16 protein-coding genes and 1 pseudogene are annotated in these 20796 nt (G+C 60.9%); 13 read left to right on the top strand and 4 right to left on the bottom strand.

The annotated features are described in order from the left end of the window. Positions 1-166 precede the first annotated feature (166 nt). From AC07OV_RS10855 to AC07OV_RS10845, 3 genes are all read left to right on the top strand, one after another. The gene (locus AC07OV_RS10855) at positions 167-712 is read left to right on the top strand and encodes a hypothetical protein (protein WP_176998302.1); all 546 of its coding nucleotides are present in this window, start codon (positions 167-169) and stop codon (positions 710-712) included. Positions 713-782: 70 nt separating this feature from the next. Next, positions 783-956: a hypothetical protein gene (locus tag AC07OV_RS10850; RefSeq protein WP_495092211.1), complete on the top strand. Its 174-nt coding sequence runs from the start codon at positions 783-785 to the stop codon at positions 954-956. Between the two features lie 10 nt (positions 957-966). Continuing rightward, positions 967-1134, top strand: a complete 168-nt coding sequence (locus AC07OV_RS10845; protein ID WP_495092210.1) for a hypothetical protein — start codon at positions 967-969, stop codon at positions 1132-1134. Here the strand turns inward: AC07OV_RS10845 and AC07OV_RS10840 are convergent. Then, entirely contained in the window at positions 1080-6197 is a 5118-nt protein-coding gene (locus AC07OV_RS10840; protein WP_495092209.1) for a glycosyltransferase, read from the bottom strand. The genes AC07OV_RS10845 and AC07OV_RS10840 overlap by 55 nt on opposite strands. Positions 6198-6237: 40 nt before the next feature. Next, positions 6238-7161, bottom strand: a complete 924-nt coding sequence (locus AC07OV_RS10835) for a LysR family transcriptional regulator (protein ID WP_495092208.1) — start codon at positions 7159-7161, stop codon at positions 6238-6240. A 112-nt stretch (positions 7162-7273) separates the two neighbouring features. On the opposite strand from AC07OV_RS10835, the gene AC07OV_RS10830 reads away from it, so the two are divergent. From AC07OV_RS10830 to AC07OV_RS10795, 8 genes are all read left to right on the top strand, one after another. After that, a complete protein-coding gene (locus tag AC07OV_RS10830) occupies positions 7274-8257 on the top strand; it encodes an aldo/keto reductase (RefSeq protein WP_495092207.1) in 984 nt (327 codons plus the stop codon). A 62-nt stretch (positions 8258-8319) separates the two neighbouring features. After that, a complete protein-coding gene (locus AC07OV_RS10825; RefSeq protein WP_495092206.1) occupies positions 8320-9075 on the top strand; it encodes a CDP-diacylglycerol diphosphatase in 756 nt (251 codons plus the stop codon). A 31-nt stretch (positions 9076-9106) separates the two neighbouring features. Then, positions 9107-10096 carry a hypothetical protein gene (locus tag AC07OV_RS10820; RefSeq protein ID WP_495092205.1) on the top strand — a complete coding sequence of 330 codons (990 nt, stop codon included), beginning with the start codon at positions 9107-9109 and terminating at the stop codon, positions 10094-10096. Positions 10097-10655: 559 nt separating this feature from the next. Next, complete coding sequence (locus AC07OV_RS10815) at positions 10656-12656, top strand: aminotransferase class I/II-fold pyridoxal phosphate-dependent enzyme (protein WP_494998666.1); 2001 nt, start codon at positions 10656-10658, stop codon at positions 12654-12656. A 24-nt stretch (positions 12657-12680) separates the two neighbouring features. Next, complete coding sequence (locus AC07OV_RS10810) at positions 12681-13535, top strand: transporter substrate-binding domain-containing protein (RefSeq protein ID WP_494998667.1); 855 nt, start codon at positions 12681-12683, stop codon at positions 13533-13535. Beyond that, positions 13535-14239, top strand: coding sequence for an ABC transporter permease (locus AC07OV_RS10805; RefSeq protein ID WP_494998668.1), 705 nt, complete (start codon positions 13535-13537; stop codon positions 14237-14239). Before AC07OV_RS10810 ends, AC07OV_RS10805 begins: the two co-directional genes overlap by 1 nt. A 7-nt stretch (positions 14240-14246) precedes the next feature. Beyond that, positions 14247-14945: an ABC transporter permease gene (locus AC07OV_RS10800; protein ID WP_495092204.1), complete on the top strand. Its 699-nt coding sequence runs from the start codon at positions 14247-14249 to the stop codon at positions 14943-14945. Further along, the gene (locus AC07OV_RS10795; RefSeq protein ID WP_494998670.1) at positions 14942-15940 is read left to right on the top strand and encodes a DMT family transporter; all 999 of its coding nucleotides are present in this window, start codon (positions 14942-14944) and stop codon (positions 15938-15940) included. The genes AC07OV_RS10800 and AC07OV_RS10795 overlap by 4 nt, the downstream gene beginning before the upstream one ends. Here the strand turns inward: AC07OV_RS10795 and AC07OV_RS10790 are convergent. Next, positions 15896-16435, bottom strand: a pseudogene (locus tag AC07OV_RS10790) (TetR/AcrR family transcriptional regulator); the annotation flags it as partial. The gene AC07OV_RS10795 and the pseudogene AC07OV_RS10790 sit on opposite strands and share 45 nt — an antisense overlap. Before the next feature lie 90 nt (positions 16436-16525). Between AC07OV_RS10790 and AC07OV_RS10785 the strand changes: the two are divergent. Both AC07OV_RS10785 and AC07OV_RS10780 read left to right on the top strand, forming a co-directional pair. Beyond that, entirely contained in the window at positions 16526-17524 is a 999-nt protein-coding gene (locus AC07OV_RS10785) for a M14 family metallopeptidase (RefSeq protein ID WP_495092203.1), read from the top strand. A 132-nt stretch (positions 17525-17656) separates the two neighbouring features. Next, on the top strand, positions 17657-19813 hold the full coding sequence (locus AC07OV_RS10780) for a dermonecrotic toxin domain-containing protein (protein WP_495092202.1): 2157 nt from the start codon (positions 17657-17659) through the stop codon (positions 19811-19813). Between the two features lie 39 nt (positions 19814-19852). On the opposite strand, the gene AC07OV_RS10775 is transcribed toward AC07OV_RS10780, so the two are convergent. Continuing rightward, positions 19853-20668 carry an AraC family transcriptional regulator gene (locus AC07OV_RS10775; RefSeq protein ID WP_176998288.1) on the bottom strand — a complete coding sequence of 272 codons (816 nt, stop codon included), beginning with the start codon at positions 20666-20668 and terminating at the stop codon, positions 19853-19855. Positions 20669-20796 lie beyond the last annotated feature (128 nt).

Below are 20796 nucleotides of genomic sequence, written 5' to 3'. Positions count from 1 at the left end.
ATGGCCGCCTCGCGATCACCATCGCCGCCAAGCCGGCTCCTACAGTGGGTGCATTGCAGGTATCCATAACGGCGCATCGCACGCACCACACCAGTGCACCAACTAACTTGAACTTCGCCCGGGCCCGTTTCTTCTAACGGGATTCGAACCTGTGTGGAGCACGGCCGTGCCCAGAATCATTTCCCCCCAAACGCCGGAAGCGGCATTGACAGATCACAGCGAACACACCGCCAAGATCTTCGGCTCGCCCAAGGACCGCCTGGACTTCTACCGCCGCGAGATCCAGTACGAAACCACCATCCTGGCCAACCGCACCGACGCCTACCTCACGGCGCAATCGTTCCTGGTCATCGCATTCGTGTCCGGCATGGGCAACCTCAACCCGGAGTGGGGCAAGTTGTTCACCCTGGTGGTGCCGGTGTTCCTGGTGATGCTCGGCATTCTCAGCTCATTGAACGCCTGGCCGGGAATTCGCGCGGCGTACGAAATCATCGACCACTGGCACTACAAGCAAAGCGAACTGCTTCGCAGCGAGCCGGTGATGGGCCTGGCCTACGATGATTCGCCGCTGTTCTGCGAGACCGAGTCGTCCCACAAGGGCTATCGCAAGTCGCTGCTGTTTTCCATGCGTGCGCCGTGGTTGTTCATGGTGTTCTGGCTATTGCTGGGGGCCTACGCGTTCTACATCCAGGTGGACAACCCCGGGTCCTAGACAAATGGAACTTCGTTGTCGGGCACGTGACCTTAACTTTACACAGGCCATAACGTTGCAGAGGTGAACCATGAGCACACACAAACAACCCGCGACGGGCGCAGACGCCCCCAAAGACCCGGCGCTGAAAGATCCCAAGGCCAAAGACCCCAAGGCGCGGGAAAACAACTACAGTCCAGACTTCAAGCCCGAGCGCGAGCCCAAGCCTGAAACCGATGCCGATATCGATACCCAAGGGGGTTAGGGAGACGGTCATGACAGAAGAGCAGGAAGAAGCGCCGGAAGAAGAGTTCAACGACCCTGGCAATGAAGACCCGGGGTCGTTGATGGATGACGCAGTGGTGCCGCTAAAGGACGGCAGCCTGGATCAGGAATCGATCCAGGAGTGTTCGGCACCAATCCTGACGTTGAATGTGTGCTGAAGCGGGAAGTAGTGTTGCTTGAGTTTGTTCAGCTGCATGCCCAGGGTGTCAGGCGGGACAATACCGCTTTGGATATAGGATTGGCGTATATCGTGTTCGACATTGACTGTGGGGCCATGGGGCGTTAGGAGGCCGCTGGCTGCCTTGTATTCCCTGCTTTTGCCATCGAAGCCAAGGTCATACATATCAGGTCGTTTCAGTTTGAGGTTGTCGTTGAACAGGGTCGGTCCAACCGTTTCAAAGATCTTGCGCTCGTAGGCCTGAAACTCAGGGGTGTATAGCACTTGACCATCGGGGGCTCTGGTTATCGTCGGCCGGTTCGCCTCGAAGTACGCCTTGTTGGCAACAAAGCGCTGTTTCATCTCGGTGATCAGGTCGGTAATGACCGGGTTGCCTGCGTGCGTGCCGAAATTACTGGTGTTATAGAACAGTTTGTAGCCGGTGAGATTGTGGCCGACCGGCTGGTTGAGCAGTACATCATTGGCGCCCGCGCTCACGGCATCCATCCCGATCTTTGTCTGGATGACATCATCCGTATCGAGATAGAACCCCCCGTATTTATTGGCGATGGGGTACCGCGCAACGTCGGAGGCGGCGGCCAGGTTCTTGCCTTGCCCTTGTCGAAAATAGTCGTACATGCCGTCATTTTTCAACTGCTTGAACACGTCATCCTCGTGAAGGTTTTTCACCTGGAGACCTGGGGCCTTGCCTTCCAGTTTTTGTTTAATCTGCTGGAAGATGGCGGGGTTATCCGCGTCCACGTGCAGGATGGAGGTATAGCCAGGGGTTTTGGTTGCGTTATTGACTAGGTTATCCATCAGCTTGGGAGGAATTTCCTGGCCGGCCCAGAAGTAGTGAAGGTTCTTGGGGAGCGGTTTCACCTCCTTCGGCAGACTTACAGCTGATGAAGGCGTGACGTCAACAAACGCATAGTGATGTGCCGTGGTTTGCTTGGCCTTGATAAACTCGCTGAACGGTCCTCGTTGCCATTTACCCTTGGCGCTGCGCCAGAAGTACGCAGGGTTGAGCGCATCCGCCCCCGGAGCGTGGCTGGCCGCTTTCCAGGCACCTGCCGCACTGTCGAACACGACGTTCTGGTCGACGCCTTTGTAGTTGAGCATGTACGGCGTGGTTGAGCTTTTAACGACCTTGATGTCATCCAGTGGCACAACGTAGGTGCTGTCCCCCAGCTTCCAGCGCAACGTTGGCTCGCCGGTGCCCCCCAGTAAACGTGCAGACCTGGCCGTGGGCTCCCAGCCCGAGGCACCCAGATCCCTGATGGGAATATCAGCCGCCGTGCCCTTGGGGTGCCGGATGATGCGCTGGCCGTCCCTGAGTCGGGATTCATACAGCGCCCCATCGACCTTCACGTATTCCTTCCCGCTGCGGCCCTTGAAGACGTTGCCTTGCAGACCGGTGGCCGAGAGTTCACCCGTGGCAATGTAGTGGGCTTCATAACCCCGCAGTGTTGCGTCCAGGGGCCGGACTTCGCCGCCGGCGGCTACCCGACTTGGTGTGAAGCCTTTCAGGGGCGGGCCGAAGGGCTGTTTCTTGAGCGCGTCATACCGGTGCCAGTTGCCCTGGAACATCACGGCCGTGCCATACACCGTTTCTTGCCCCTCCTTGAAGGTGCCATTGGCCGCCAGGCCATGGTGTCGGCTGGCAGTCTGGGCCTCATCCGCACTGCCGATCGTTCGCAAGCTGTCAGAAGCATCGGTGGTCGGAGCGTCTGCGACGAAGTTATCCAGTGGTTTGCCGTACGCTTGCCGTGTGCGTGGATCAACGGCATACCATTGGCCTGAAGCCTCATCGAATATGCCCAGGGCTTTGCTTTCCGCCGTGGCATTGATGGCTTTGTAGCTGCCTTCGGCGATGTCCGGCCTTTTGGCCAACGCCAGCAGGTCGACGCTGCGATGTGTCCTCAGATGCCGCACCCCCCGGTACCCAGCTTTGAGCACGCGCCCCGTGCCGTTGACCACTCCACGTGCGAGGTCATCCAGCCCCCCGGCCGGATTCAGTGCGCCCACCGCCGCACGCCCGACGATCTTGAGGGTATGGCCGGCCTTGGCCAGTGCGCCAAGCCCGGTTGCCGCCGCTTTCGCCCCTTTGACCGCCGTACCGAAGCCGACGAGAAACCCGAATACATCCCACGACAGATCACCCAGGCCCTGAGCAACATTGCCGTTTTGAAAATTGACGATCGCGGATCTGAATGGAATGAGGTTCAGGCCGAACTCTGCGGCCTTTTCATGGGCAGGCACTTCAGTATCGAAGGTCGTCTGGCCCCGCGCCGCCTTTTTCAAACCGGGCAAGTCCATATCCTGAAGAGCCGCGTCTGCAAGGTAGGCGGTTCTCGCGCTGCCAAAGCTGTCGGGGACACCGCTTGCGCCTTTGGATTCATCCGCCAGCCCGGTGGGGTATTGGCCTGCAGGGGTGACGACCTTGTAAGCATTGAAGGGGCGCGACTCTTTGTAATAAGGCGCCCCGGTTTTGAAGTCGCCCAGGTCAGGGCGTTGGGTAATAGTGCCTTTCAGGCGGTCCAGCTGGTAGGTGTGGACCTGGCCATCGCGTTTGATCTTGATCAGCAGACGGCCTTCAGTCTCTTTGTCGCGTTCACTGGCAAGGACGCCGCCCCATTCGAAATGGGTTTCCCTGGCAAGGGTGATTTCTCCGAATTCGAAATGCTGACGGTCTGCCAAGGGCAGTTTCGCCACCATGTTTTTGATGTGCGCGGCGGTGGCCGTCTTGACCGCCTCGGCATAGGCCGAAAAGGCTTCATCGAACGCGTTTGGCAGGCGCGGCAGCTGTTTGAGTGTTGGCAAGAGCGCTTGGATGTCAAACCCGCTCGATGAAGAAACCCAGGTACCCGGCCTGCCGTCATCCGGCAGATCGACGAGCCCGCGGGTGATAGCGCGTACCGCGTCTCTGCCCGGTTCACCCCAGTTATCCGCGGAGTTCGGTGCGTTCAGGAGGCCCCGGCCATCGATGTACAAGTCCAGGATCGAGTAAGGGCCGGGGAAATAGCGGTTGGAGGGTTCTACACGGATGCATTTTTCGTCGAAGTGCTTTGGGTCCACGTCGGGCAAGGCCTTTTTCAATTGCTCCAGTGCCATGTCCCTGGCTGTCTGCAGCTTCGCCGTGGAGGCGTGCGAGGCTTTCTCGAGCTGGCTGACCTGCGCTGCAAACGCTTCGCGTACACGTGTCATTGCAGCGTGGGTGACGGGGTAGGGCAGGCCGTTGGCAACGGCCCAGTCCTTGAGCGCTGCGCTCTGGGCTTCAAACTCGATGCGCATTTCTTCGTCGGATACGGGCGCGATGCTCGCCCTGGTCATGACTTGGGCGTAGGTCATCGTCGCCGTCGCCCCAGGGGCGCTCGCTTCGATGCGGGCAACGGCGGTGGCAAAACTCACCCAACTGTGGGTACCCAACACCAGGTCTTGCGGAAGGTCCTTGACGAGGAATTCCGGTGCTCGGCTAGCAAGCATCAAGGTGACTTGGATCGAGGCTTGTTCAGGGGACGAGCCTTTGCCTGCCTTTGCCAACGCCGCTTTCAATTCGTGCACAACCGCTGCTGCGGTCTTGCCCGAGTTAATGGCGGACAACAACGTGTAGCCCGCGATACGCAGTTGTGTGGCCCCTGGAACCGCCTCAGTCGACGTCGACAGGTCCAGGCTCAGCGCCGTCAATAACCAGTCGTTGACACTGCCTTTGACCGATCGGGCCTCGAATTGGATCTGGATCGCCTGGCCCAGTGCCTGCCCCCTGGGCGACGCGATCAGACGATCGATCAGGCTGCGGGGATTGGCGGTGCGCTCAGGCAGTACGGGGCTGCCATTGAGCAAATAGTCCAGCGCGTTGTTGAACGGGGTCAGGTCAATGCCTCCGAGCCTGTCCTGTTGGAGATCGCTACGCAATTGTTGCGCGCTCACAGTATCCAACGGGGTAGGCCAGGCCCGCGCACCGCCGTAGTTGCCGTTTTCGGCGGCCTTGGGGGCTGGGGTCAGCAAAGCGTCGACCACGTTATCCAGTTGATCAAGCGTGGTGGGGATTTTCCAGCCATGGTCCTCAACGAACTGCTTCAGGCTCACGCTGTTGTGCTTGCCTGCCATCGAAGGCATGTAGGTACTGGCGCTGTCGACATAGACAACTCGGGTGTCGAGTTCGTGGGCTATTTCCGACTCTTCCCGGCTGCCCTCCCTGACAAAGGTGGCGAGGTGCTGCAAGTCGAAAGCCGCCTGGTAGCGGTTGCGGATATCGGCCAACTGCGCCTGTTGCTCTTCCAGTCGATCTTCACTGCGACGGGTGTGCAACCCGGTAAAGGTCGGCGGTGTCAGTTCGACAAAGGCCTTGTCTCGCAGCAGTTCGGCCACGCGTTGCTTGATTGCGTCGGGGGACAAGAGCTCGGGCTCTTTGTAAAAACGCTGCACAAGGTTGAAGGGCGCGCTGTTGGCCGCGGAAGACAGCGGCGGAGCAAACGTGGTGAAGGTGTATCCCGAAACGATGATTCGGCCTGCATTCAGAATCGGCCCGCTGACCGCTGCCCAGTCCGGGTTGTCGAGCCCCAGTGTATGGACCTCCCGCCCAGCGCCTGTTTTAAGCGAAAAAGATATCTGGCCGGAGGCCGGGTTGATTTTGATCGAATCTGGTTTTATGCCCCGTTCCTGCATCCACTGTTGCACGTCGGGCGATTGAAACGCTTGGCCCAGCTGGCTCCACCATTGGCCGAAGGTCGAGCTGGCTGGAATTTCGTCGATCTTGAGGTCTGATTGATGGGCTGAGGGGCCGGCGGTCTTCGCCAGTGCGATGCGATACAGCGCTGCCAGCTCACTGTCGCCTTCGGCGCGGGAATGGGGGTCGTAAGTATCGAGCTCAGAGGATTCATCAGTCGCACGTCGCGGCCTCGCGGAACTCGCCTGAAAAGCAACGATGGGCAGGGGATAGCGGGTATTTACAGTGCTTGGGCTGATCATCAGGAGTGGCTCGTCGTGTGAGAGGCAGTTGGCGGCATGGTTTGCCGTGTGATCAACGTGCGTGTCACAAACGTCCCTGATGGTTCCGCTCATGGGCCGGTTTTTCGTTGCTGTATTTATCCCCGCCGGCTGACTAGGACTCGATCAACTGCGAACCGATGGTTTTCATACGGATCATGTCCATCAACTGCCGCAACCCCGGCTGCGACTGACGCCGACTGGGGTAGTACATGCACAACGGCTCACCCAGGCAAGCCCAATCGGGCATCACTTCCACCAGGCGACCGTCCTTCAGTTCCTGCTCAACGCGGTTGGACAGGCAGTAGGCAATCCCCACCCCTTGCAGCGCCGCATGGACGATGGTCTCGGTGTCGGCTGCGCTGAAATGCCCCGGCACATCGATGCGTTGCTGGCGCGCGCCGTTGCCCAGCTCCCATTTGTAGGTGGTCTTGTCGCCCAGGTACATGCGGATGCATGCGTGTTGCAGCAGGTCCCTGGGCTCTTTTGGCGCGCCACGGCGGGCGAGGTAAGCGTGGGAGGCGACCATGATCCAGCGCAATTCACCGGTCAGCGGTACGGCCACCATGTCCTGGGGCACCGTGGCGCCGTAGCGGATACCCGCGTCGTAGCCCTCGGCGATGATGTCGATCATCTGGTCCTGCACGATCAGGTCCAGGCGCAGTTGCGGGTAGGCTTGGGTGAATTCGCCGAGAATCGGCGCCAGCAGCAACACCGCCGCGTCGCGAGGCACGTTGAGGCGCAGGCGGCCGATCGGTGCTTCGCGATACAGCTCCAGCGTGTCGAGTCCGTCCTGGATTGTCGCAAAACCCAGGCTGAGTTTTTCCGCGAGCAGGTTGCCCGCGTCAGTAGGCTCGACGGCGCGGCTGCTGCGGTAGAGCAATTTCACGCCCAGGCGCGTTTCGAGGTTGCGCATGGTGTGGCTCAACGCCGAGGTGGTCACCCCCAGTTCGTGCGCAGCGTGGCGAAAACTCCGACGCCGGATGATGGCCATGAACACATTGAGATCGGCGAGTTCGGAGCGGTTAAAAGCGGCCATATCAAGACTTTTTTAGGAGAATTCGGTTGTATGCGGCGTTGAGCCCTATTCAATCAGGGATGACCTAGAGTAATTGCTTTTCAAAGTATTGCTATGGGCAGCGTGATTTTTTATGAGTATCGAAACCCTCAAGATCCCCGGTATCGAAAAGGCTGTGTCAAGGATCGCCCTCGGTACCTGGGCCATGGGTGGCCGACTGTGGGGTGGCTCGGACAATGAACTGTCCATCAAGACTATCCGGCATGCCCTGGCCAGTGGCATCAACTTGATCGACACGGCGCCGGTGTATGGCTTCGGTTTGTCCGAAGAGTTGATCGGCAAGGCCCTGCGCGGCATCCGGCACACGGCGGTGATCGCCACCAAAGCCGGTCTGCAATGGGATGACGGCACCACACGCCGCAATGCCACGGCCCAGCGGATCCGCAAGGAAGTCGAAGACTCCCTGGTGCGCCTGGAAACCGACTACATCGACCTGTACCAGATCCACTGGCCCGACCCGTTGGTGGCCCAGGAAGAAACCGCCGATGAACTGGAGCGTTTGCGCCGTGAGGGCAAGATCCTCGCCGTGGGGGTGAGCAACTATTCACCGGCGCAGATGGATGACTTCAGCCGCTACACCGCGCTGGCCACGGTGCAGCCGCCCTACAACCTGTTTGAGCGCTCCATCGACAGCGACATCCTGCCGTATGCCAGGAACCACGGGCTGGTGGTATTGGCCTATGGCTCGCTGTGCCGGGGGCTGCTGACCGGCAGCATGCATTCGGCCACCAGCTTTGGGGGCGACGATGTGCGCAAGATCGACCCGAAATTCAAGGCGCCGCGTTTCGAGCAATACCTGGCCGCCGTCGGCGCGCTGGAGGTATATGCCCGCGAGTGCCACGGCAAGTCGATACTGGCGCTGGCGTTGCGCTGGGTGCTGGATCAAGGGCCGACCATCGCGCTCTGGGGCGCACGCCGACCGGAGCAACTCAAGGGCTATGAAGAGGCGTTTGGCTGGCACCTGACCGCCGATGACCTGACACATATCGACCGTATTCTGGCCAGCACGATAAAAGATCCGATCGGGCCGGAATTTATGGCCCCCGCCAAGCGTTAACCCTTACGACAGGGATGTCAGCGACAACAAAAAATGACATCCCCGTACGTTGAGGTTTTTGCATGAAACGCGGCACCCTATTCACGATCGCTGGTGGTTTGCTCTGTGGGCTGTTAGTGGCAGGCGCCCTGAAATGGCGCGGTGACCCTAATGCCCTGTGGCACATCGTCAGCCAGCAATGCGTTCCCGACCAGCAACAGCAGCACAAACCCGACCCGTGCCTGGCGGTGGACCTGGACCGGGGTTACACGCTGCTCAAGGACCGCAATGGCCCGTTGCATGACCTGCTGATTCCCGTGGATAAAGTCACCGGCATTGAAGACCCTGCGTTGGGGCGCCAGTTACTGCCGCATTACTTCGCCCAGGCTTGGAAGCACCGTGCAGTGTTGTCCGACGGCCTGAAAAAGCCGATCCCCGACGCCTTCGTTTCCGTGGCCATCAACTCGCGTTTTGGTCGCTCGCAGAACCAGTTGCACGTGCACATCGCTTGCCTGCGCCCCGAGGTGTTTGTCGCCTTGAGCCAGCAGGGCAAAGCGCTGGGTGAACAGTGGCAGGTGTTGCCGAGGCCGCTGATGGGGCACACCTACAGCGCCCGCACGCTGTCGGCAGCCGACGCCGAAGTGCTCGACCCAATGGCGCTGCTGCACGACTACGTCGAGGCCCAGGGCAGTTCGATGAGCCACTACAGCCTGCTGATGACGCCCCGCGCCGACGGCAGCTTTGTGCTGTTGAGCACGCACCTGGCGCTCACCGAACTAAACCTGGGTTCGGCCGGTGAACTGCAAGACTATCGCTGTGACCTGATGACCCAGTTGTAAGCCCCCTTTGACCTGATTCGGACCTACTTCCATGCGCTTGACTGTGTTGGCTTGCCTGTTCTTGTCTGTTGGTGTGGCCCAGGCGGCCACCCGCGAAGTGATCCCGATCCACAGCGCCACCATGGCCAATGGTGATTTGCGCTACAGCGTCACCTTGAAGATTGGCGGCACGCCCGTGGAAACCCAATTCGACACCGGCTCGGTGGGATTGCGCGTGCTGCCCGGCGTGCTCAAACCCCAGGATGCCGTGGTCCAGAACGTCCCAGCGGCGATTCAATACGGCAGCGGCGTGCGCCTGAACGGCAAGCTGGCACTGGCCACGGTCAGCCTGGGCACTGCTACGGCCCAGGTGCCGATGCAATTGGTCGAGAGCATCAGTTGCAGCGACGCACGGCCTAAATGCCCGGCCTCGACAGTGTCCGCCAAGGACTTCCTCATGGGCGGCAACCCCGAGCGCGGCGAGGGCTTCAAGGCGATCATGGGCGTCGGCATGTTACGTAACCCCGCGGCCAACCCGCTGGTGGCCATGGGCGGCCGTTGGTTGGTGATGCTGCCACGGCCCGGGCAGAGCACCGGGCAGTTGATCATCAACCCCACGGCGGCGGAGACCCAGGGGTTTCGCCTCCTCAGTCTGCAACGCTTTGCGGTGAAACCCGGTGATACCAGCGCCTACTGGAAAGACCACGGCGTGCAGGGTTGTCTGCAGCGCCTGGACACTCACCAACAAGTGTGCGGCGACAGCATCCTGGACACCGGCGCGGCGGGTTTTCATATCTATGCCGATGCGCTGCAAGCCAACTGGCCGGTGGGCACCCCGGCGCATTTCAGCCTGGCCCTGGGGGACGGCAGCCAGATGGGCCAGCACTTCAAGGTGGATAACGGCGGCGGGCGCTATGTGCGCTACATCACCGCCCAAGGCGAACACAACTTCCACGGAATCAATGCCGGCTTGCTGACGTATTTCGATAATGCGGTGCTGTACGACCAGTCCGCCGGCACCATCGGCCTGAAGGCCCGCTGATCACTGAAGACAAACACAGCACAACTGTGGGAGCCGGGCTTGCCCGCGATGGCGGAGTGTCAGTCAACCCATTCATTGGCTGATCCACCGCCATCGCAGGCAAGCCAGCTCCCACATTTTGATCTGCGTCCTGCCGAGAAATCGGGTACACCGCTAACCCCCTGTGGGAGCGGGCTTGCCTGCGAATGCGGAGTGTCAGTCGACACACCTGCCAGCTGGCCCACCGTATTCGCAGGCAAGCCAGCTCCCACAATTGGATCTGCGTCCTGCCGAGAAATCGGATACACCGCGAATCCCCTGTGGGAGCGGGCTTGCCCGCGAATACGGTGGGTCAGTCAGCATATTCAGTGATTGACACTCCGCATTCGCGAGCAAGCCCGCTCCCACATTTGGATCCCGCATACCGGAAAATTTTCATTCACGACCTCTTTGCTCGATAAACGACACCCCCTCAGATTTAGCCATTGAACGACTGTTCAGTTTGAACTATGTTGACCGCATCCACCCGTTTGCGCGCAAACGGGTTCGCGCTTTTTCTTCTTGAACGAGAGGCTCTGGCATGCGGTTTTCCCCCTTCGTCGAACGAATTGCAGGGCAGGGCGTCGCCGCCTGGGACATCCACCACGCCGCGTTCCACGCTGCCAGCCAGGGCGAAGACATCATCATCCTCAGCGTCGGCGACCCCGATTTCGCCACGCCTTCGTTCATCACCGACGCGGCCGTCAGCGCACTGCGCGACGGCGACACCCACTACACCGAAATCCCCGGCCGCACGTCCTTGCGCGATGCCGTGGCCCGGCGCTACAGCCAGACGCTCGGCCGCTCGTTGGCGGCCGATAACGTGATCATCGTGCCCGGCGCCCAGAACGCATTGTTCATCAGCTCGCTGTGCCTGTTGCAGGCCGGGGATGAAGTGCTGGTGCTCGACCCGATGTACGTCACTTACGAAGCCACGCTCAAGGCCAGTGGTGCAACCCTGGTGCGCGTGCCGTGCTCGCCGGAGTCGGGGTTTCGCCTGGACCCGCTGGCACTCGCCGCTGCAATCACCCCGCGCACCCGGGCGATCTTCTTTTCCAACCCGAACAACCCCACCGGCGTGGTGCTCAACCCCCAGGAACTGCAAGTGATTGCCGACCTGGCCATCGCCCATGACCTGTGGGTGGTGGTGGACGAGGTCTACGAAAGCCTGGTGTTCGACGGCCAATACCACAGCCTCGCCGCGCTGCCCGGCATGGAAGACCGCTGCATCGTGATCGGCAGCCTGTCCAAGTCCCACGCGATGACGGGCTGGCGTATCGGCTGGATCATCGCCGCGCCGCAGATGGTCGCCCATGCCGAAACCCTGGTGCTGAGCATGCTCTATGGCCTGCCCGGGTTTGTCATGGAAGCCGCTGCAGCCGCCGTATTGGCCCATGATGAAGTGACCGTGGGCATGCGCGAGATCTACCGCCGCCGACGTGACCTGGTAGTGGCGGGCCTGAGCGCTTGCCCAGGGATCAAGGTGCAGGCGCCACAGGCCGGGATGTTTGTACTGGTGGATGTGCGCGGCACGGGCTTGAGTTCGCTGGATTTTGCCTGGCGATTGTTCCGTGAGGCCGGGGTCTCGGTGCTCGATGCGGCGGCCTTTGGTGAGCCAGCCCAAGGGTTTGTGCGGCTGTCGTTCACCCTGGGCGATGAGCGCCTGGCCGAGGCCTGCCAGCGTATTGCCGGCTTTGTTGGCCAACTCGCGGGCGAGCCGCGGATCGCGCCGGCACCCGTCGCAACGATTGAAGTGGTGCAACCGGCCGACGTCAAAAAGATGATCGAGGTGGTCGATCTGCATAAGCGCTTCGGCAATATCGAAGTGCTCAAGGGCATTTCCCTGACCGCACACGAAGGCGATGTCATTTCCCTGATCGGCGCCAGCGGCTCGGGCAAAAGTACCTTGCTGCGCTGCATCAACATGCTCGAAGTGCCCGACCAGGGCAGCATTCATGTGGACGGTGAAAGCATCAAGCTCAACTACGGCCGGCCCGGTGCGCCGCTGGTGGCGGATGCCAAGCAGCTGGTGCGCATCCGCTCGACCCTGGGCATGGTGTTCCAGAACTTCAACCTGTGGCCCCATCGCACCGTGCTCGAAAACCTCATCGAGGCGCCCACCCAGGTGCTGCGCGAAAGCCGGGCCGAAGCCATCGAGCGTGCCGAAGCCTTGCTCGACCGGGTTGGCCTGGCCGCCAAGCGCAACGAATACCCGGCGTTTCTCTCCGGTGGGCAGCAGCAGCGCGTGGCGATTGCCCGCGCACTGGCCATGCGCCCCAAAGTCATGCTGTTCGATGAACCCACTTCAGCCCTCGACCCGGAACTGGTGGGCGAAGTGTTGCGCGTTATCCGCTCCCTGGCCGAAGAAGGCCGCACCATGATCCTGGTCACCCATGAAATGGCCTTCGCCCGGGATGTGTCGTCCAAAGTGGCTTTTCTGCACCAAGGCATGATCGAGGAAACCGGTTCGCCGGACTCGGTGTTTATCGACCCACGCAGTGAGCGTTGCCGGCAGTTCGTCAACGCGCATCAAACTCGCTAACTCCATAAAAAGACGGGGCAACTCATGAAATGCAAACGCATGGCAACGTGGTTGGGCAGTGCAGTGTTGATGTTGGCCGCAGGTTTTACCTGGGCGGCGGAAAAACCCATCGTGTTCGCGGTGGCGGCCGAACCTTACCCGCCGTTCACGGTAAAAGGCGGCAACGGCCAGTGGTCGGGGTTTGAAGTGGACCTGATCCACAAGCTGTGCGAAGGCATGAAAGCCGAGTGCCAGATCAAGGAAGTGGCGTGGGACGGCATCATCCCGTCGCTGCTGGCCAAGAAGATCGACGTGATTTTCTCGTCGATGTCGGTGACCGACGAGCGTGAAAAACAGATCGCCTTCAGCCGCGCCTATTACGACTCGCTGCTGGGCGTGGCCGGGCCCAAGGGCGCCACCGTGGACATCACGCCTGAAGGCCTGAAGGGCAAGTTGATTGGCGTGCAGATCTCCACGGTCAGCGCCAACTACCTGAAGAAGTACTACGAGAACATCGCCGACCTGAAGTACTACGACACCCAGGAATCGGCCAACGCCGACCTGATCGCCGGGCGCATCGACTACATGATGGCCGACGACACCGCCATCGCCATGATGGTCAAGACCCCGGAAGCCAGCGGCCTGGCCCATATCGCCAGCGTGCCCTATGACCCAATCATCGGCCGTGGCGTCGGTGCCGGGTTGCGCAAGGAAGACACCGCGCTCAAGGCGCGCCTGGACAAAGCCATCGGCGAACTGCTGGTGAGCAAGGACTATGACGACCTGTCCCAGCACTACTTTGGCCTGTCGGTCAGCCCGTGCAAGCGCGGCGATACGCCGGCCTATGTCAGCAAGACCTGTGACAGCCCCTACCAGCAAATCGCCCAGAAGAGCGAATAATGTTCGACCTCTTAAGCTTCGGCGAACAAGGATGGGGTAACGCGCTGCTCAAGGGGTTATGGATGACCCTGCAAATTTCCGCCGGCTCCTTTGCGGTGGGGTTGCTGATCGGGCTGGTGGTGGCGTGCGCCAAACTCAGCGCCCCACGCCCGCTTGCACTGCTGATGCGCGGCTACACCACGGTGTTTCGGGCGGTGCCGGAACTGCTGCTGATCCTGCTGCTGTATTACGCCGGCGCCATGGGCCTGAATGCGTTGATCGTCAGCCTGGGCTTCGAGCAGCTGAATATCAGCGGCCCGCTGGTGGCGATCCTGGTGTTGGGGTTGGTGCAGGGTGCGTATGCCTCGGAGATTTTCCGCGCGGCGATCCTGGCCATTCCCCATGGCCAGATCGAAGCGGCGCGGGCCTTTGGCTTGAGCGGCTTTGGCCTGTTCCGTCGGGTGACGTTGCCGATCATGGCGCCGTACGCCTTGGCGGGCATGTCCAACCTGTGGATCAACTTGATCAAGGACAGTGCCCTGATCAGCGTGGTCGGCACCAACGAGTTGCTCTACACCGCCAAGCAGGCGGCGGGTTCCACCCGCCAATACCTGCTGTTCTACCTCACGGCCGCCGCCTTGTATTACCTGGTGACGCTGGCTTCCAACTACCTGTCCGGACGCCTGGAGCGACGTATTCGTCGCTGGATGCCGGTTGTCGAGTGAGGGGCGCATGCCTGAGTGGATAAGTTACTACGCGGGGTTGATCGCCAAAGGCTTGCAGACCACCTTGTCGCTGCTGGTGATTTCGGCGGTGCTCGGCTTTGCCCTGGCGGTGCTGGTGGCGCTGGCGCGCTTGTCGCGGCGCAAGTGGCTGGCCCGCAGCGCACTGGCCTACACCAGCGTGCTGCGGGGCACGCCGTTGCTGATCCAGATCTACATTTTCTATTACGGCCTCGGCAGTTTGTTCGCCCAGTTCCCGATGATTCGCGGCAGCTTCCTGTGGCCGTTCCTGCGCGACGGCTACTGGTACATCGTGTTTGCCCTGGTGCTGTCGGTGGGCGCCTATGTGGGGGAGGTGATTCGCGGTGGCCTGCTGGCGGTGCCCAAGGGTGAGATGGAAGCTGCCTCGGCATTCGGCATGACGCCGCGCCAGGCCTTGCTACGGGTGCGCCTGCCACGGGCGATGCGTCTGTTGCTGCCGACCCTGGCCGGTGAAACGGTGATGCTGCTCAAATCCACCGCGCTGGCGTCGACGATTGCCGTGGTGGACCTGCTCGGCGCGGCGAACGTTGTGCGTGCGCAAACCCTGCAGATCTATCAACCGCTGCTGTTGGTGGCCGGGGTGTACCTGTGCCTGACGTTCCTGATCGAAGGCGTCTACGCCATCGCCGAACGGCGTGGCACGCCGCTGCGCAGGTCAGTGGGATGAACAGGGACCGCTCGCTGCAAGGGATTGCCCTGTGTTCGCTGGCCTATGCGTTTTTGGCCCTGCAGGACGCGGTGATCAAGTGGCTGGTGGCCGATTATTCGGTGTTCACCATCCTGTTCTGGCGCAGCCTGGTGGTGGTGGCTGCCTGCGTGATTGCCGGGCGCCTGGGCTTGTTGCGCCGCGCCTGGACCTCGGTCAGCCGAAAGTTGCTGGTCGTGCGCGGGTTGCTGTCGTTGCTGGCGTGGTTGCTGTATTACACCGCCGCCAAGGACCTGACCCTGGCGGAAATGACTACCTTGTATTTCTCGGCGCCGATCATGGTCACCTTGCTGGCGGCGTTGATCCTCAAGGAGCGCGCCAGTCGCGGCCAGTGGATCTCGCTGATCATCGGCTTTGTCGGCGTGATGATCGCGTGTCGCCCAAGCAACATGGTCGATCCCTTGCCGATTGCCCTGACGCTGGCCGCCGCGTTGTGCTGGGCGTTCACGTACATCCAATTGCGCCAGGTCGACCCGACCACCTCGGTGCTGGAGCAGATGCTGATCACCAACGTGGTATTCGTGATCTGCATGGCCGTGACCTTGCCCTGGACCCACACCCCCGCGCCCACACCGTCCTGGCTTGGCATGCTCGCGGCGGGGTTGGTCGGCGGTATCGGTCAGTTCCTGTTGTTTGCCAGCTTCCGGCGCGCCACGGCGACCTTGCTGGCACCGTTCGAATACACCGGGCTGATCTGGGCGTTTCTGTTGTCGAGCCTGATCTGGGGCACCTCGATGGACGCTTCGCTGATCATCGGCGCGGTGTTGATCGCCGTCAGCGGCACCCTGGCCATGCTCAGTGCACGCCACCCGGAATCACAAGACGTGGTCGGCGCCGAATGCTCCGTGACGCAACCCCTGTACCCAGCAGCGGCAGATGTGCAGCCCGTTGGCGGGGCTGAAGGTGCCGGGGTTGAGACACCCCTCGAGCCAGAGCCCGTCGAGCATCGCCGATAGGCCGATGGCCGCCAGGTGGCTGTCATGGATAACCAGCTGCTCGGCGCGGGCCAGGTCGTCGAGCAGTTGCTGGATCAACGCCAGGTAGGCGCGGTAGCTGTTTTCGTGGGACTGGTTCACGTGGGGCGAGTGGCGGATCAGGCTCCAGAACACCACCCACACGCCGAGCAGGTCCGGGTCCATCACCCGGGGCGAAAAGGATGCACTGAGAAACGCGTCCAGGCGTGCGGCGGCGCCTTCGACGGGTTCCACTTGCGCCCACAAGGCGGTGGTCAGTTCGTTGGCCAGCTTGTGGTAGGTCTCGGCGATTAGCGCATCGATGCTGCCGAAATGGTGGTTGAGCAAGCCCACCGACACGCCGGCCTCGGCCGCGATACGCCGTACGGAAATGCCCGCATGGCCATCACGGGCGAGGCAGGTGAGGGTCGCGGCAATCAGCAGGTCCCGGCGTTCGTCGGGGTCGGCACGGCGCAGTTTGGGAGGGTCGACAGTCACGGGAATGCCCTTGAAGAAACACCAGAGTGTCAAGGTTAGTTGAACATCTGTTCAATCTCTACCGTTTAAATCATCAGAGGAGGGCAAGGCATGGCAAAAGACCTTTCGTGGCAAGTGACCGGCGACGCCGGCAACCCGTTGCACATCGGCGCCTGGCGGTTCGAAGGCGATGGCAGTGGCCCCCGGGTGCACCTGCAAGCGGGCGTGCATGCCGATGAGATCGCCGGGATGTTGGTGTTGCACCAACTGCTGCCACGTTTGCAGGCGTGCCAGGACCAAGGGCGTTTGCGCGGCACCGTGACGGTGGTGCCGCAAGCCAATCCGTTTGGCATCGGTCAGTTTCGCCAGGGCAAATTGCTCGGGCGTTTTCACGAGGCCACCGGGCAGAATTTCAACCGTGGCTTCGACCATTCGCTGGCCCAGGCACGCCCGGCCAACAACTTCGCGCAGTGGCAAAAAAACCTGGTGCAACTGGCGCAGGACGCCGACCTGGTGCTGGACCTGCACACCGACGATGAAGCGCTGCCGTACCTGTATATCCACCGCAGCTTCTGGCCGGAACAAGGTCTGGCGTTGGCGGCGGCGCTGCAGGCCGAGGTGGTGATCGTGTGGGACGAGGGCGGCGATGGCGCGTTTGAAGAAGCCATCATTCACCACGGAACGCCGCGCTTGGCCGCCACTGTCGAGTTGCGCGGCCAGGCGGATGTCAGCGACGTGCTGGCCAAGCAGGACGCCGACGGAATCTGGGCATGGTTGTGCATCAATGGTGTGATCGATGAAGTGGCTGTCATCGCCGAGTGGCAAGGCGAAGTGGTCGACATGGGGTGTATGGAAACCGCTCTGGCGCTCTGCGCCGGGGTGCTGGTGTTCGAGAAAAACCTCGGCGATCAGGTGCAAGAGGGCGAGTGCTTCGCACGGATAATCGGGCGTCCTGGCGACGCCCATTCCGAAGTGATCCTGCACGCCGTACAAGCGGGGCGCATGGTGACCCGTCACCGTGAACGCCTGGTGGCGCAGGGGGCGGTGGTAGCGAAGTTCACCGGTACGCGCCTGTCCGACAGCTACAGCGGCGGAGTGCTGGACCCGTAGTCGTAGGCGAGGCTGGACATATTCGGAATTGAGAAGCGCTGGAACAAATTCGTACGTCAGGATCACACAAGGGAGGACAACGGCCATGGATTATTCCCGCGCCGACAACCCACTCCTTTACCTTGGCCATTTATGCTCATCACATCCTTCAGCCAATCCAGCGCTACGGCAAACAGTGTCTCAGTGCGGGAAAAACGGTCGCAAAAAAACGCTGATCCGCACGTGTACAGTGATCACAAGGCCGCGTTCAGCGAGCGCGTGACAAGCGACCTGAACAACGGCCGCCTCGCGCCTGATGCCAATGCCATGGTCGATGCCGTGTTGTACCCGGGTAAAGCGACCTTGCCCAAAGTGCAGGTCAAGACATTCGCGGTCAATGGCATCCAGGCGAACGACATTCTCTTCATACAGCGTGTACCACCGAATTCCGATGGCCCGAATATTGTGCTGTATGTACCAGAGAAAGACGGTGCTTCCTTTCACTCCTTCAATACGCGCGAGGAAATGAACACCTGGTTGAAAGCCCTCGCGGGTGATCCCCAACGCTTGAGCGCGTTTGCCAAGCACTTCGCAGAAAGCGGATACCCAGGCAGGACGCAAAGCGTCCTCGACACGATGGCCCAGTTCAAAAACAACGACATCAATGCCGTGGTCGGGCCCTTTGCCAATGAACACAGTGACATCTTTGGTCGTCTGGACACAGGTGCATCGGCGCCTCCGGTGTCGGTCAATGGGTTGAGCAAGCTCAAAACCGAGCGTGAGTCGCCAGAGGGGCGTGTGCTGTATTCCGGCCTGCGGCCGGACGGTGAAAAAGTCTATTTCCAGTTTGACGCCTACGGAAATTTGCTGGGAGATGGTGACAAGGGCAATTTCTATTTCTTGAACAACGGCGTGAACAGCGGCCGGCCGCTGGTGCCTCTTTCGGAACAAGCGTTCAAGCAAAAGGTTACCAATCAGTCCCTCGACAACGTGGGTGCCAATGATATTCGCGGGTTCTACGATGAGCTGCTCAATCACCTTGAGCACCCATTTTCCGGCTTGGGTGAAGCGTTGCAGGTGTTCGGCGTCAACCAAAATACCGCTGATACCGTTGAACGCTACTTCGATAACCCTTTCAGCGCACTCCTGTTGGACCTGAACAAAAACAACCAGATCGGCAACGTATTCGGTGTCGATAAGCCGACCATGGACGGCGTGCTCAAGGGCGTGGGTGACGTCGCCCAGGGCTTTGTACCCGTTTATGGTCAAGCCCGGGGGCTCGCGACGCTATTGACGAAGGCTATTCGCAATGAGCCGATGACGGACCAGGAAGTTCGCGACCTGGGCGATGCGCTGGGCTTGAAACCGGACAGTCCGGCCAGGAAAAACCTGCCGATGCCTGGGTCGCCCGGTAAACCCGCAGGATCATTGCCGGGTTCCAAGACGGCTGAAGTGAACACGCCGACTGAAAATACGCCTGTCACTGAGGTTGAGGAGCCCTCACCGGCAGCCCCTTCTGCAACGCCCCAATACCCGGGTTTCAGAAGCGTTTCGTTCCAGGGAGAAAATCGTTACTTCGCAGCTGAGACGCCGGATGCGGGCGATGGTGAGCACTACCTGCTGCGAGTCAAGGACCCGAATGATCCGACCCGATTGGTCAGCAGCGGCATCATTGCCAAGCCAGACAATACGGGGGGCTGGGTACGCAGAGGTGTCAGTGGCGGCGGTGGCAGCAGTTCAAAATCGGCCGCGCCGCAGGCATCTGCCAGCGGCGGAGACTCGACGGGTTTCCTGGAGGACCTGCTGAAACAGCGTAACGAGACGCCTGGGGCAGCGCCCGGGATCACGTCTGTCGCTCAACTCCAGGCTGAGGATTTTCCCGTACCTGCCAGGATCTATCGGGCTCACACCGGGACCGAAAATCCATCTGTTACCGGCCTGCGTCGTGCCGCAGGCACAACAACGTCGGGTGATGACTACCTGGCGGCAATTATCAAACACACGGCACGCCAGGGCGGCAGCAATGGCGAGGTCATGTCCTTCAGTACCCGTGAGATGAAGGCAGAAAGTTTCGCCAGGCAGTACTCCACCAACAACAACAAAGTGCCGGTTTACACTGTGGACACCACCCAAGACCCCTCCGCGTTTCGAACCGTGCCCGATATCATCCTTAAAGATGGGGAGCGCCTGGTGAGGGAAGGGAAAATAACCAAGGCGACCTTGCTCCAGGCTATCGATAAAGTTCAGCTCAACGAGCAGGAGGTATTTTATGTGAAGGGCGACGTGCCCCCGCAGTATCTGATTCTCTAGCTGTGCAATGCATCGGTCTGGTGCGCCAAGTCCTTGAAATCACTGCTGCTGCACCCACTCCCGCGGGCTGGTGCCGATCTTGCGTCGAAACGCCCTGGCCAGCGCCGATGGGCTTTCATAGCCCACTTCATCGGCAATCAGCGCGATGGGCCGGCCTTCGCGCAGGCGTTTCTGCGCCAGGCTAACGCGCCAGCTCAGCACATAGTCGGCCGGGGTCTGGCCGACGACTTTGTGAAAGTACGCGGCGAAGCTGGCGCGGGACATGTTCGACTCCACGGCCATTTCCTGCACGGTCCACGGGCGTTCCGGATGGTTGTGCAGCAAGGTCATGGCCCGCGCCAGGCGCAGGTCGGCCAGGCCCGACATCATCCCTGTGGTCATGCTGTGCTCGGCCATCATATGGCGCAGGAACTGGATCACCATCAATTCGAACAGGCGGTTCATCACCGCTTCGCGGCCACAATGCTCGGCGAAGGCTTCGCTGAACAACCAGTCGAGGGTGCCGGCAATCATCGGAATCTGGTCGAGGGGCATGACGATGGTGTCGGTCAAGGCTACTGACAACGGGTTGTCCAGGCCGCCGTCGAAGCGCAATGAGGCGGCAACCACCTGGGCGCCGTCCTCCGCGCTCGCCAGTAGCCGATGAGGCAGCGGGCGGGGCACCAGCACCAGGCTGGGCTTGGGAATGCGCAACGGCCCGTCGGGCATGTCCAGGGTGGCCTGGCCTTCCTTGAGCAGGTAAACCCGGCCGCGTTGCTGCAGGTCCCGGGTGTCGATGGCGCCGCGCAGCGGGCCACTGTGGAAGGTATCGGCACCGATGCCGAAGTGCACGAGCAGGGTGGACAAACGATCCATGACTCACCTGAGTGTAAATAATCTGTTTAGACGATCTGCGCCATATCGTCGACTAATAGCCTCCATTTGTAAATTCGGTTTCGGCATCATGGCTCCACGTTCAACGCCTTGAGCGCCTAACCCAACGG

Source organism: Pseudomonas sp. GW821-FHT09A09, assembly GCF_059418405.1.
Note: the sequence above shows the minus strand (reverse complement) of the source record. Positions and strands in the feature narration are given on the sequence as shown.